Genomic DNA, 12,971 nt, shown 5'->3' with positions numbered 1-12,971 from the left:
CCACTTCACGGCATCCGCGCCCCCTGAGATTCTGACGCTCTGTCAGAAACCCTAGGGGGCACGGATGATCGACACGACCCGCACGGACATCCCCGAGGGCGAGGAGCGCCTCCGCCTCGACGTCGAGGACGGCATCGGCGTCCTCACCCTGTGCCGGCCCGCGAAGCTCAACGCCTGGAGCTGGGAGTCCACCCGCCAACTCGGCCTGTACGCAGACCGGATCCGCTTCGACCCGTCGGTCCGGGCTGTCCTGCTGCGGGCCGAGGGGCGCGCCTTCTGCGCGGGGATCGACGTCAGCGCCCCGGGCGGCGCGATCACCGGCCGTTCCGGTGCCGAACGCGCCCGCGCCTACTACGAGGGCATCCGCTGGGCGCACGAGCGCTTCGCGGCCTTCGCCCGGCTCCCGCAGCCGGTCGTCGCGGCGGTCCAGGGCTACTGCCTCGGCTTCGAGCTGGCGCTGATGGCGGACGTCAGGATCGCCGCCCGCGACGCCGTGTTCGCCCTGCCCGAGGCCCAGTTGGGGCTCGCCGTCGACGCCGGAGGGGACCTGCGGATCGCCCGCGAGGCGGGCACCGGCTGGGCCAAGTTCCTCGCGCTGACCGGGAGACGGCTGGACGCCACCACGGCCGAACGCCTGCACCTCGTCCAACTCGTGGCCGACGAGACCGAGCTGGAGGCCACGGCCCGGACCGTCGCCGCGGAGATCGCCGCGAACGCCCCGCTCGCCGTCCAGGGCGTCAAACGGGCCGTCGACGCCTACGCCGAGGCACCGCTGACCGCGGCGCTCGACCGGACCGCCCTGTCGGCGGCGCTCACCCTCACCTCCGAGGACGCGGCAGAGGGGTACGCGGCCAAGGGCGCCCGCCGCGCGCCCCGTTTCGAGGGGAAGTGACCCCCGTGTTTTGATCGGTCACGGATGCGCACGACGAGACAGGGGGATCGATGCCCGACACTGAACTGCTCGCGGACGAGTTCGAGGAGCACCGGGGCCGGCTGCGGGCGGTGGCCTACCGGATGCTGGGGTCGCTCAGCGAGGCGGAGGACGCCGTCCAGGAGACGTGGCTGAAGCTGGGCCGCACCGACGCGGACGAGATCAAGAACCTGGGCGGCTGGCTGACCACCGTGACCGGCCGGGTGTGCCTGGACATGCTGCGCTCGCGGGCGGCCCGCCGGGAGGACCCGCTGGAGCCCTCCGGGACCTTCGTTCCCGACCCCGTGGTCAGCCCGCTCGACCGGATCGACCCCGAACAGGAGGTGCTGCTGGCCGACTCGGTGGGACTCGCCCTCCTCGTCGTGCTGGAGACCCTGGAGCCCGCCGAACGGCTCGCGTTCGTGCTGCACGACATGTTCGCGGTGCCCTTCGACGACATCGCGCCCGTCGTGGGGCGCAACGCGGCCGCCACCCGGCAGCTCGCCAGCCGGGCCCGCCGCCGGGTCAAGCGGGCCGCCGCCCCCGAGCCCGAACGGGACGTCGTCCGGCAGCGGGAGGTCCTCGGTGCCTTCCTCGCGGCCTCGCGCGCCGGGGACTTCGAGGCCCTCGTCGCCGTCCTCGACCCCGATGTCGTGCTGCGCGCCGACGCGGGCGCGCTGGTCGGCGGCGTGACCGTGTCCAAGCTGGTGCGCGGCGCCGAGGCGGTGGCCGGGCAGGCGCTCACCTTCCGCCGGTTCGAGGCGAGTTCGCGTCTCGTGCAGGTCAACGGGGAGGCGGGCGTCGTCGCGATCGTGGACGGCCGGCCGCAGTCCGTCATGGGGGTCACCGTCGCCGGCGGCAGGATCGTCGCGATGTACATCCTGGCCGACCCCGAGCGGCTCGCCCGGCTCGACCTCGCGGGGGAGAAGCCGGGGGAGTGACCGTCAGCCGGTGAAGGGACCACGCCCCAGCTGGTCCCGCACCGGCGTGACCGACGGGGCGACCAGGTCCCTGCGCTGCCAGTTGGCGCCGTCCACCACCAGGGTGTGGCCGGTGATGAAACGGGCGTAGGGGGACGCCAGGAAGGTGGCGGCCCAGCCGAGTTCACGGGGTGCGCCGACGCGCAGGGCGGGCTGCCGCCGGTCGAGCGCGCCGCGCACCCCGGTGTCGGCCGCGTCGGCCGCGGCCCGTGTCAGGTTGCCGCGGATGTCCTCCGTCATGTCCTCGTGCGGCATCAGCCCCGGCACCAGACCGTTGACCTGGATGCCGTACGGACCCCACTCGACGGCCAGGGTGCGCACCAGGCTCTCCACCCCGGCCTTGGCCGCCGCGCTGTGCGCGAAGCCGGGGCCGCCGGTCCAGGCGTAGGACGCGCCGACGTCGACGACCGACCCGGGTGTGCCCGCCGCCAGGTGCCGTCGGCCGAACTCACGGGTCATCAGGAACGTTCCGGTGAGGGTGATGTCGACGACGGCCTGCCAGGCGTTCGGGGACATGTCCTCCGCGGGCACGGGGAAGTTCGCGGCCGCGTTGTTGACCAGGACGTCCGGCAGTGCGCATCCGTCGAACACCTCGCTGATGCGCCGCGGGTCCCTGATGTCGCACACGGCGGTTTCGACCCTGGTGCCCAGCTTCGCCAACTCGGCTCTGGAGGCGGTGAGATGACGCTTGCGGCGGCTGACGATCAGCAGATCGGCGCCGAGCCGCGCGAACTCCGCCGCGATCGCCCTCCCGAGCCCGGTGCCGCCCCCGGTGACCAGCACCAGCGAGCCGTCGTACGTCCCGGCCGGCAGGGCGCTCGCACCCAGCGGGGGAGGGACGGGGAGACCGGGAAGCGCCGTGGAGTCCATGGCGGATTCGATACCCGGCGGCGCCGCCGGGCATCCGGCCCCGGCGGACGAGGAACCCTCCGCGCCGGGCGGGGGAGACATGTCGACCGGCGTCGGGGTGAGTCCGGCTTGAGTAGGGTGGAGGTCATGCACGAGCACGACACCACGTCCCCCGACCCCCGCACCGAACTGCGAGCCGACTGCGACCGGTGTTTCGGACTGTGCTGCGTCGCCCTTCCCTTCGCCCGCTCCGCCGACTTCGCGATCGACAAGGGCGCGGGCGAGCCCTGCCCGAACCTGGGCGGCGACTCCCGGTGCGGCATCCACTCCCGGCTGCGGACGTCCGGGTTCACGGGCTGCACGGTCTACGACTGCTTCGGCGCCGGGCAGCAGGTCTCCCAGGTGACCTTCGGCGGGGTGGACTGGCGCTCGGGCCCCAAGGAGCGGGCCCGGCTGATGTTCGACGTGTTCCCCGTGGTGCGCCACCTGCGGGAACTGCTGTGGTACCTGAACGAAGCGCTCACCCTGCCCGCCGCCCGTCCGGTGCACGCGGACGTCCGGCGTCTGCTCTCCGCGACCGAGCGACTGACCCGCGGGACCCCGGAGGAGCTGGCCGCGCTGGACGTCGGCACGCACCGGCGACAGGTCGGCGACGTGCTGCTGCGGGTCAGCGAACTGGTCCGGGCGGGGACCGGCGGGGGCCGGAAGGGGGACCGGCGCGGCGCGGACCTGATGGGCGCCCGGCTCAAGGGGGCCGACCTGCGGGGCGCGAGCCTGCGCGGGACCCTGCTCATCGCTGCCGATCTCACCGGGGCCGATCTGCGCGGGGCCGATCTCCTCGGCGCCGACCTGCGCGACACCGACCTCGCCGACGCCGATCTGACCGGAGCGCTGTTCCTCACCCAGCCACAGCTCAACGCGGCCCGCGGCAACACCGGCACGAGGCTCCCGGCCACGGTCGACCGCCCCGGCCACTGGATCTCCAGGGACTGAACGGAGCCCCCGGGCCGAAGCCGGACCCGAGGTGGGTGAAGGCCGTGCGGCCCTCGCCCCGCCGAATCGACGGCCGGTCCCCGGCGTGGGCGGAGGCCGTACGGCTCCCCGCCCGGCCGAGTCGACCGGAGGTCGGGCGCCGGGGCTGGGGCCGGGAGCCAGGCGCCGGGTGCCAGGACGGCCCGGTCGCCACCGGCCTCAGGCGGCGGTCCTCTGACGGCGGTCCTCTGCCGACGGCCTCTGCCGGACGGCCTCAGTCGGTGGCGTGGGCCAGCCCGGCCTCGTGTCCCGGCCGTACCGGCGGGCGCCGGTCGAGATGCAGGCGCAGTCCCTCCGGCATCAGGGTCAGCCGCTCCGACACCCGGAGCCGGTAGCCGGGGTCGGGCCGCAGGTCGTAGCGGCGCAGCAGCAGTCCGAGGACCAGCGTCGCCTCGTGCAGCGCGAACTGGCGGCCGATGCAGGCGCGCGCTCCGGTGCCGAACGGCTTGAAGGTGTGCGCGGGCCGGGCCCGTACCGCTTTGGCGTCGAAACGGTCCGGGTCGAACTCCTCCGCGTCGGCGCCCCAGACCTGCGGGTCGCGGTGCAGCAGGGCGGTCAGGACCAGCGCCCACGCCCCGCGCCGCATCGGGTGGACCCCGCCGAGCACGGTGTCCTGCCGGGCCTCGCGGGCGAACGCCGGGGCGGTCGGCCACAGGCGCAGCGACTCGTCGAGGACCCGGCGGACGTAGCGCAGCTTGGCCACCTGCTCGTAGCCGGGCCGTTCCGTGCCGCCCCAGACGGCCTCGACCTCGGCGCGGGCCCGGGCTGCGGCCTCCGGATGCCGGGAGAGGTAGTGCAGGGCGAAGGACAGGGCGCCCGAGGTGGTCTCGTGGCCGGCGATCAGGAAGGTGATGACCTGGCGGCGGATGTTCTCGGGGGTCAGCCGCTCCCCGGTCGAGGGGTGCGCGGTCTCCAGCATGCGGTCGAGGAGGTCGCCCTCGCCGCCGCCGGCCCGGCGGGAGGCCACGACGGCGTCGACCGTGCGGTTGAGGTGGGCGGTGTCCGCCGCGTTGCGCCGCGAGGCTCCGCGCAGCAGGAGAGGGGCCAGGGGCACCGGGACGACGTTGAGGCGCTGCGCGTAGGTCAGCGTGCCCACCATCGCGTCGACGAAGGGGTGCGGCCGGGAGCGCTCGAAGGAGGCGAAGTCATGGCCGAAGCCGGTCCTGGCGATCGTCTCCAGCGTCAGCTTGGTCATGTCGCCGGGCACGTCCACCGCGCGGCCCGCCGCCTCCTCCCGGTCCCAGTGGTCCGTCAGCCGCCCGGTGACGTCCAGCATCATCGGGTGGTAGCCCTCCATCGCCTCACGGCTGAAGCCGGGGGCCAGGACGTCGTGCGCCAGCTGCCAGTTGGGCTCATGGTTGTAGGCGGTGAACAGTCCGTCCCCGGCGACCGGGCGCAGGTTGGCGACTCCGAGACCCACATGCTTGGCGAAGCGGGACTCGTCGGCCAGTTCGGCGGCGAGTTCCGCGCCCCAGACGAAGACGATCTCGTTGCGGAAGGCGCGGCGCCGGAAGATCGGCCCGAGCTGCCGTCCGAACCGCATCGAGTCCTGGAGCGGGGAGCGCACGTTCGCCCCGACCACGTCGCCGATCAGCGGGACGCGGCGCGGCGGGTGCGGGATGCGGTGCAGTTCCGGCCAGCCCAGCTCCGCGCTGCGGAACCCCCTGGGCCGTGTCGCCTCCGTCGTCTCCGCCATGACGCCAACTCCCTTGTGGACCGGGCAGATCGAGTCTGTTGTACGCGAGTTCAATAACGGCGTTCAGTCTGGTCCCGTTGTTGAACCGGCGTCAAGTACAGTGCGGGCATGACGGGGAAGCAGGGGGAGCGCGCACGCCGCCGGCTCAGCACCGAGGAACGCCGGGAGCAGCTGCTGTCGGTCGGTGCCCGTCTGTTCTCGGAGAGCCCGTACGACGACGTCTGGATCGAGCAGGTCGCCGAGATCGCCGGAGTCTCCCGCGGGCTGCTCTACCACTACTTCCCGACGAAGCGGGACTTCTTCGCCGCCGTGGTCGAGCGGGAGAGCGGGCGGATGCTGCGGATGACCGCGGCGGTGCCCGGTGTCCCGGTGCGCGAGCAGCTGGGCGCGGGCCTGGACACCTTCCTCGGGTACGTCCAGGAGCACGCGCACGGGTTCCGCGCCTTCCATCGCGCCGACGCGGCCGGTGACCAGGCGGTGCGCCAGGTCTACCGGCGGGCGCTGGCCGCGCAGGAGCGTCAGATCATGCAGGCCCTCGCCGCGGACCCCGAGCTCGGCCGGTCCGCCGAGGACCGCCCGGAACTGCGGGTCGCGGTCCGCGGGTGGCTCGCCTTCACCACGGCCGTGTGCCTGGAGTGGCTGCGCGGCGCCGACCTGACGCGTGAGCAGGTACGGGATCTGTGCGCACGGGCGCTGCTCGGCGCGATCACCCCCTGAGATCCGGCCCCGCGGCCACCGAGGACTCCCGATCGAGGGGCGCGGAGAACGCCCACGCGTCCGAAGAGTGCGTGACGTGGTTGGCGTACGCCCCGATCTTCGATAGGTTAGGTAAGCCTTACCTAAGGAGGAAGTCGATGGGTGACCGTCACACCTGGACGGCCGCGCCCGCCGCGGCGGAGCACGCCCGCTCGGTGCTCGCCACGGCCTGGTCCTGCGCGGTGAGCGCCGAGGGCGGCCGGGAGGAGTTCGTCGGCGCGCACTCCGTCACCGACGACGGACGGGTGCTCCTGCGGGCGCCCGAGGACAGCGCGCTGCTCGCCGCGGCCGTCTGCTCGCCGCGCGGGGAACCGTCCGCCGTCCTGGAGTTCGCCGACGTGGCGCCGGTGCCCGTGCGCAACCGGATCCGGGCCCGGCTCTGGCTCGCCGGCTGGTTCGTCCCCGAGGACGGGGCGCTGTCCTTCCGGACCACCCGCGCGGTCCTGCGCCGGCCCGGCGGGACCCTGGTGGTCGACCTGGACGAACTGGCCGACGCCCGGCCCGATCCGCTCGCCCTCGCCGAGGCCCACCTCCTCACCCACCTCGCCGACGCCCACCCGGACGCCGTCGAACGGCTCACCCGCCTCGTCGAGCCGGACAGCCTGCACGGCGCGGTGCGCGTCCAGCCCCTGGCCGTCGACCGCCACGGGATCACCCTGCGCGTCGAACGGGTCCGCGGCAACGGCGACGTACGCCTGCCGTTCCACGCGCCCGCCGACGACGTCTCCGAGCTCTCGGAGCGCATGCACGCCCTGCTCACGCAGGCGACCCTCGCCGCCGGCTGCCACCGCCCGCTACAGCGGCAGCGCACAGACCGCGAGGGGTGAGGCGAACGGCTCGCCCGTGCGCCGTAGTTCCCCGCTCTCCCGGTCCACCGCGAAGACCGTGACCGTGCCCGACCGCTGGTTGGCCGCGAACAGCAGCCGCCCGTCCGGCGAGAAGGCGATGTGGCGCGGGAAGTCGCCGCCGACGGGGACCGTGTCCAGCAGCCGCAGCCGGGCGCCGTCCGCCTCGACCGCGTACCGTGTCAGGGTGTTGTCGCCCCGGTTGGCGAGGAACGCGTACGAACCGTCGGCCGTGACCAGGATCTCGGCCGGGTAGCTCGTGCCGCCGCCCGTGCCGGTGGACTGCGGCTCGCCCATGGTGAGCCGGCCGGTCGCCGGGTCGTAGCCGCAGACCGTCACCGTGTCGTCCACCTCGTCGGCCAGGTAGGCGTACCGGCCGCCGGGGTGGAACGTGAGGTGGCGGGGTCCCGCGCCCGGCCGTGTCCGCGCCCGGGAGACCTCGGTGAGCGTGCCCCTGCTCTCGTCCAGTCGGTAGGTGTACACCGTGTCGGTGCCCAGGTCGACGGCGAGCAGGTGCCCGCCGTCCGGACTCGTCAGGAACTGGTGCGCGTGCGGCCCCTGTTGTCCGGGGCCGGGCGCCGGGGACGTGTGCGTGACCAGATCGGTGCGCTCGCCGAGCGCGCCCGAGGCGTCCACGGGATGCACGGCGACGCTCCCCGAGGCGTAGTTCGCGCTCAGCAGCCAGCGGCCGCCGGGATGCACGGACAGATGGCAGGGCCCCGAGCCGCCGGTGGAACGGCTGCCCAGCACCTCGTGGCCGGGCAGGCGGACCGCCGTCACCGCGCCGGCGCCCCGCTCGTCGACGGCGTACAGCGTGCGGCCGTCCGGATGGACCGCGAGGAAGGACGGGTCGGCGACACCCGTCACCACGCCGGCGCCGGTGATCGCCCCGGTCTCGGGATCGTAGGAGGCGACACCGATCCCCCGGCCGCCGCCGTCGCCTGAGGTGTAGGTGCCCAGGTACAGCGGACGCGGACCGGAGGGCGGGGCGGGGGACGACGGAGCCGAAGGGGCGGGGGACACGGACGCGCCCACGGAGGGACCGGCCTCCGGTGTCCGCGGGGGCGGCGCCGGCACTGCGCGGTCCGACCGGGGCGCGGCCGGAGCCGGGACCGCCGCGATCGCGGCGGCCCCCGCCAGCGCGCCGACGAAGCGCCGTCGGCTCCAGCCGCCGCCCGTGCCGTGCGACGGCCGCGCACCACTGCTCATGCCTGTACCTCGGGGTGTCGGTTGCCTCGGCCGGAACCGCCACCTTGGCGTGCCGCACCCCGCGAGCGCAAACGGCTCACCCGGAACGCCCGGAGGCCGGGGAACGGGTCCGCCTGCGGCGCCGCGGGCGCAGCCGGTTGCGCATCCGGGTCAGCCGGGGCCTGCGCTCGCGCTGCTCGCGGGTGCAGCGGTCGAGTTCCTCGAACAGCCGCCGGGTGCGGTGCTCGGTGTCGAGTTCGTCCAGGATGCGGGTGATCTCGGTCAGGACGGAACCGTGCAGCTGCCACTGGCTCGCGTCGCGGCGGACCTCCTCGAGGAAGAGCTGGGCCAGTTTGTCGCGGGTGGCGGTGGCCGTGGCGAGTTCCGCGCTGAGCCGCTCCTCGGCCGACGCGGCGTTGCGGGTGGCGTCCGTGGTCACCAGCACCGCGAAGCTGACGATCGCATCGGCGACCTCGGCCAGCAGCTCCTGCAGCACTTCCCCCGCCTGCTGTTCGAACAGGGGCTCCGGCTCGCGTTCCTTGGCCAGGTCGGTGAGGCTGCGCGCGATCACCCGCAGGACCACCGTGCAGATCTCCAGGGTGTCCAGGCCCGTGCGCAGCACGACCCGGTGCAGCAGCCCCTCGCGCACCCGGGGGTTGAGCTTCAGGCTGTCCTCCGCGCGGCGCAGGGCCGCGTCCACCCCGGCGATGTCGTTGTCGAGCCGGCGGGCCTCGTGCAGCCGCTCGGCCGCCACATGGGACGGCGTGTGCGCGACGGCGCCCTCGCCGACCCGCAGCATCAGCTGCCGCATCCGGCGTGCCAGGTCCTCGATCTGCTCCCCGGCCACACCCACCCACACGGGCGGCGCGAGCACGAGGTTGCAGGCGAGGCCCACGACCGCCCCGATCAGTGTCTCCAGCACGCGGGCCCACGCGGTGCTGCCCACGCGGGTGACACCGAGGACCAGCATGGCGCTGATCGCCACCTCCGGCACGAACTCGTCGACCCGGACGAGATGTCCCACCACCAGCGAGGCGAGGATGATCAGTCCCAGACTCCACCAGGTCAGCCCCACCAGGCTGCTGAAGCCGATGGCGATGACGACGCCCACCACCACGGAGTTCACCCGCCGGATCGCCGTGGTGATCGTCGAGTACAGGGTGACCTGCACGACCAGCAGCGCGGTCAGGGGAGCGGTCAGGGGCGCGGGCTCGGGACTGAGGTGGATGGCCACCACGTACGCGATCGTCGCGGCGGCCGTCGAGCGCAGTGTCTGGACGACCACCGGCTCCCGGCGCCGCTCCACGATCTTCGCGACGGATGCCGTCCACTCACCACGTGCCTCGTGCATCCTTGTGGCCTTCCCGTTTAACACGGGTACCGAACGTGGTCATTGCGGACCGAATCTGTCCGCAAGGGGTCCTAGATTGGAGGCATCAGCTGGATCCGACCGCACCAGGAGGCACCGGAATGAGCGCCACGAGCAACGTCGAGGGCATTGAACTGCTGACGCTGTCGCACGAACGGCTGCGTGCCGTGACCGCGGGTGTGCCCGAGGGCGCCTGGTCGGCGCCGACGCCGTGCAGCGAGTGGACCGTGGCCCAGGTGCTCGAACACGCCCGGCTCGACCAGCAGGCGTACGGCGCCGCGGTCACCGGCACCGGGTGGCCCGAGGCCGACCCCTTCCACCCGGCCGGCGTGGTCGGGGTCGACGCGACGGCGGAACTCGACAAGGTCCTCTCCGGGGTCGCCGGTGTCTACGCGGAGCTGCCCGCCGACGCGCAGGAGGTGGCGACGCCGCTCGGGCCGCTGCCGCCGCCGGTGGCCGCGGCGGCGGCAGCGATGGACGCGGCCGTGCACGCCTGGGACATCGCCGTGGCGACGGGCCAGGCGTCCCCGCTCGACGACGCCCTGGCCGGTGGCGTCCGGCTCGCCGCGGACCGGCTGGCCGACCACCTGCGCGACTCTTTCGGCGTCTTCGCCCCCGCGCGCGAGGTCCCGGAGGGCGCGGGCGCGGCCGAGTCCCTGCTCGCGTTCCTGGGCCGTGACCCGCACTGGACGCCGGCCGACGCCTGACACGCTCCCGGTCCTACGGCGGCGGCCGGGCTCCGGCCGCCGCGGTCTCCGGGGAGTGCTGCACGGGCACCCGGCTCAGGCGTGCAGTTTCGCCAGGAAGGCGGACAGGTTGCCGACCGTCCGGGCGATCTGCTGGTCCGTCGTGAGGGTCTCCTCCAGCCGGCTGCCCGACCGCAGGGCCTTCTTCCCCCGGACGTAGAGCGAGCAGGCGAGGTCGGCGCAGACGTAGACGCCGACCGAGTTGCCCTCGCGACCCGCCGCTCCCGCCTTGCGGGCCGTCATCAGCGAGACGTCGCCGCCCGCGTGCGTCGTCAGGCACAGCGAGCACATGCTGCGGTGCAGGAACCCGCGCCGCGACGAGGGCAGGCGCAGCGTGACCCCCACGAGGCCCTCGTCCCGTTCGGCCACGAGATAGCTCCGGTCGGGCGCGCCGGGATCCCGCCAGCCCAGGAAGTCGAGGTCGTCCCAGGGGCGTGCGTCGAGATCGCGGGGGACCGCGAGCCGCTTGGCCTCACCCCGGGAACAGTTGACGAACGAGTCACGGACGGCCTGCTCGGTGAGGGCGCGCATGGGGTTCTCCCGGTGGTGTGGGGTGCCTTCGACCAAAACCTAGGGACCCTAGGTTTTGGTCGAAGATACCTAGGTTCGCGCGACGGAGCCAGCGGATTTCCGGGCCGGCAGGTCCGCCGTCGTACGGGAGCTGTGAAGGCTCGGGAGCGGTTGGCACAGTGGCCCCATGGGCGAGGGGTACGCGGGAGCCGGCACGCACGGGTGGGAGCGGGCCGGGCGGGCCCTGCGGGAGGCCGGGCTGCCACCCGGGAGCCTCGTCGGCCGCCTGGTCCTGAGCCCTGGACCGACCTGCCGGACCATGAACACCGGCTGCTCAGAACGGAGTCGGGCGGTCTGGTGGCCCGGCTGCACCGGGTGACGGGCCCGGGCGCCCAGAAGCGCCTCGTACAACCCGGTGAAGGCGGTCCGCCAGTCGGGGGCGAGCGGGCCGAGCGCACCAGAGGGGTAGCCGAAAGCGGTCGAGTTCGACGGCCCGGTCCGCAGGCGCTACGCCTGTACCGCAGATATCTCTACCTGATCATGATCGTGGAGACCGTCCCCCGCGCCTACGGCGGCGAACACGTGGCCTGGGTGCGCGAGACGGTGGCCCCGCTGCTGACGGCCGCCCTGGACGAGATCGGCCGGGGTGCGCACACCCCGGCCGACCACTCGTCCTAGGAACGGTCAGGCCGCCTTGCTCGCGCCCCCGCGGTGCTCCCGGACGATCTCCGCGTAGCGGTGACCGCTGCCCTTGATCGTGCGTACCTGCGTCTTGTAGTCGACGTGCACGAGGCCGAACCGCTTGTCGTAGCCGTACGCCCACTCGAAGTTGTCCAGCAGCGACCAGGCGAAGTACCCGGCCAGCGGGACACCCTTGCGGGCCGCCGAGGCGCAGGCCGCCAGATGCTGTTCGAGGTAGTCGACACGCTCCGGGTCGTGGACGGTGCCGTCGGGGCGCACGACGTCGGGATAGGCCGAGCCGTTCTCCGTGACGTACAGCTTGCGGGCGCCGTACTCGTTCGTCAGACGCAGCAGCAGGCGCTCGATGCCGGCCGCCTCGATCTCCCAGTCCATGGCCGTGACCGGGACGCCGGGCCGGCTGATCTGCCGCGCGTACGGGGCCGGGCCGGTCGGGTCGTCGACGACGTGGGACGGGAAGTAGTAGTTCAGGCCCAGCCAGTCCAGCGGCGCGGCCATCGTCTCCAGGTCGCCCGCGACCTCCGGGAGGTCGACTCCGTAGACCTCGACCATGTCGGCGGGGAAGCCGCGGCCGTGCACCGGGTCGAGCCACCAGCGGTTGGTGTGCCCGTCCTGCCGCTTCGCCGCCGCGATGTCCTCGGGGCGGTCGGTGGCGGCCTCGATGCTGCCCAGGTTGTTGACGATGCCGATCTGCGCGCCGGGCGCGGCCGCGCGGATCGCCTGGGTGGCGAGACCGTGGCCGAGCAGGAGGTGGTACGACGCCCGGACGGCGGCCGTGAGGTCGGTCAGGCCGGGGGCCATCCGCCCCTCCAGGTGGCCGATCCAGGCCGAGCACAGCGGTTCGTTGAGGGTGGTCCAGTGCTGGACGCGGTCGCCGAGCCGCTCCGCGACCGCCGAGGCGTAGGCGGCGAGGTGGTGCGCGGTGTCACGGGCCGGCCAGCCGCCCCGGTCCTGGAGCACCTGCGGCAGGTCCCAGTGGTAGAGGGTGACCGAGGGCGTGATGCCCGCCTCCAGGAGGCCGTCGATCAACGCGTCGTAGTAGTCGAGGCCCTTGGCGTTGACCGGGCCGTCGCCGCCCGGCATCACCCGGGGCCAGGCGACGGACAGCCGGTAGGCGTTGGTGCCGAGCCGGCGCATGAGCCCGATGTCCTCGCGCCAGCGGTGGTAATGGTCGCAGGCGACGTCCCCGTCGTCGCCGTTGTCCACCTTGCCGGGAGTGTGGGAGAACGTGTCCCAGATGGAGGGGGAGCGGCCGTCCTCGGCGACGGCGCCCTCGATCTGGTAGGCCGACGTGGCCGTGCCCCAGAGGAAGTCCTCGGGGAGGGCGGCGAGGTCGATGGTCACTGAAGTCCCTTCGTCGTCAATGGAGTCGATGTCCTCGGCGGGGCCGG

General features: G+C 73.7%; 13 protein-coding genes and 1 pseudogene. 7 read left to right on the top strand and 7 right to left on the bottom strand.

Features of this window, described 5'->3' with window-relative positions; all coding sequences use genetic code 11:
• The first annotated feature begins 64 nt into the window (after nucleotides 1–64).
• Nucleotides 65–892 (top strand): enoyl-CoA hydratase/isomerase family protein, encoded by an 828-nt coding sequence (locus IO36_RS08470; RefSeq protein ID WP_037617750.1) that lies wholly within the window; start codon nucleotides 65–67, stop codon nucleotides 890–892.
• 50 nt (nucleotides 893–942) lie between these two features.
• Nucleotides 943–1,851, top strand: coding sequence for an RNA polymerase sigma factor SigJ (gene sigJ / locus IO36_RS08465; protein ID WP_037617748.1), 909 nt, complete (start codon nucleotides 943–945; stop codon nucleotides 1,849–1,851).
• A gap of 3 nt (nucleotides 1,852–1,854) precedes the next feature.
• On the opposite strand, the gene IO36_RS08460 is transcribed toward sigJ, so the two are convergent.
• Complete coding sequence (locus IO36_RS08460; RefSeq protein WP_037617747.1) at nucleotides 1,855–2,760, bottom strand: SDR family oxidoreductase; 906 nt, start codon at nucleotides 2,758–2,760, stop codon at nucleotides 1,855–1,857.
• 126 nt (nucleotides 2,761–2,886) lie between these two features.
• Here IO36_RS08460 and IO36_RS08455 point away from each other — a divergent pair, with 126 nt between their 5' ends.
• Complete coding sequence (locus IO36_RS08455) at nucleotides 2,887–3,732, top strand: pentapeptide repeat-containing protein (protein WP_051900259.1); 846 nt, start codon at nucleotides 2,887–2,889, stop codon at nucleotides 3,730–3,732.
• 253 nt (nucleotides 3,733–3,985) lie between these two features.
• On the opposite strand, the gene IO36_RS08450 is transcribed toward IO36_RS08455, so the two are convergent.
• A complete protein-coding gene (locus tag IO36_RS08450; RefSeq protein ID WP_051900164.1) occupies nucleotides 3,986–5,467 on the bottom strand; it encodes a cytochrome P450 in 1,482 nt (493 codons plus the stop codon).
• 108 nt (nucleotides 5,468–5,575) lie between these two features.
• On the opposite strand from IO36_RS08450, the gene IO36_RS08445 reads away from it, so the two are divergent.
• The gene (locus tag IO36_RS08445; protein ID WP_037617746.1) at nucleotides 5,576–6,184 is read left to right on the top strand and encodes a TetR/AcrR family transcriptional regulator; all 609 of its coding nucleotides are present in this window, start codon (nucleotides 5,576–5,578) and stop codon (nucleotides 6,182–6,184) included.
• Between the two features lie 137 nt (nucleotides 6,185–6,321).
• Complete coding sequence (locus tag IO36_RS08440) at nucleotides 6,322–7,050, top strand: DUF2470 domain-containing protein (RefSeq protein ID WP_037617745.1); 729 nt, start codon at nucleotides 6,322–6,324, stop codon at nucleotides 7,048–7,050.
• Here IO36_RS08440 and IO36_RS08435 read toward each other — a convergent pair.
• Nucleotides 7,018–8,277 carry a lactonase family protein gene (locus IO36_RS08435; RefSeq protein WP_209441163.1) on the bottom strand — a complete coding sequence of 420 codons (1,260 nt, stop codon included), beginning with the start codon at nucleotides 8,275–8,277 and terminating at the stop codon, nucleotides 7,018–7,020. The two genes, IO36_RS08440 and IO36_RS08435, sit on opposite strands and share 33 nt — an antisense overlap.
• A 76-nt stretch (nucleotides 8,278–8,353) precedes the next feature.
• A complete protein-coding gene (locus IO36_RS08430) occupies nucleotides 8,354–9,607 on the bottom strand; it encodes an FUSC family protein (protein ID WP_037617743.1) in 1,254 nt (417 codons plus the stop codon).
• 119 nt (nucleotides 9,608–9,726) lie between these two features.
• On the opposite strand from IO36_RS08430, the gene IO36_RS08425 reads away from it, so the two are divergent.
• Nucleotides 9,727–10,332, top strand: a complete 606-nt coding sequence (locus tag IO36_RS08425; protein ID WP_037617742.1) for a TIGR03086 family metal-binding protein — start codon at nucleotides 9,727–9,729, stop codon at nucleotides 10,330–10,332.
• 75 nt (nucleotides 10,333–10,407) lie between these two features.
• On the opposite strand, the gene IO36_RS08420 is transcribed toward IO36_RS08425, so the two are convergent.
• Complete coding sequence (locus IO36_RS08420; protein ID WP_037617740.1) at nucleotides 10,408–10,902, bottom strand: FBP domain-containing protein; 495 nt, start codon at nucleotides 10,900–10,902, stop codon at nucleotides 10,408–10,410.
• 354 nt (nucleotides 10,903–11,256) lie between these two features.
• A pseudogene (locus IO36_RS49300) lies at nucleotides 11,257–11,361 on the bottom strand (aminoglycoside phosphotransferase family protein); the annotation flags it as partial.
• A 60-nt stretch (nucleotides 11,362–11,421) separates the two neighbouring features.
• Between IO36_RS49300 and IO36_RS44280 the strand changes: the two are divergent.
• Complete coding sequence (locus IO36_RS44280) at nucleotides 11,422–11,559, top strand: hypothetical protein (RefSeq protein ID WP_209441162.1); 138 nt, start codon at nucleotides 11,422–11,424, stop codon at nucleotides 11,557–11,559.
• A gap of 6 nt (nucleotides 11,560–11,565) precedes the next feature.
• Here IO36_RS44280 and IO36_RS08415 read toward each other — a convergent pair whose 3' ends face one another.
• Entirely contained in the window at nucleotides 11,566–12,924 is a 1,359-nt protein-coding gene (locus IO36_RS08415) for a GH1 family beta-glucosidase (protein WP_037618511.1), read from the bottom strand.
• Nucleotides 12,925–12,971 lie beyond the last annotated feature (47 nt).

Origin of the sequence: Streptomyces aureus (assembly GCF_000725495.1) — a bacterium.
GTDB classification, from domain to species: Bacteria; Actinomycetota; Actinomycetes; order Streptomycetales; family Streptomycetaceae; genus Streptomyces; species Streptomyces aureus_B.
Note: the sequence above shows the minus strand (reverse complement) of the source record. Positions and strands in the feature narration are given on the sequence as shown.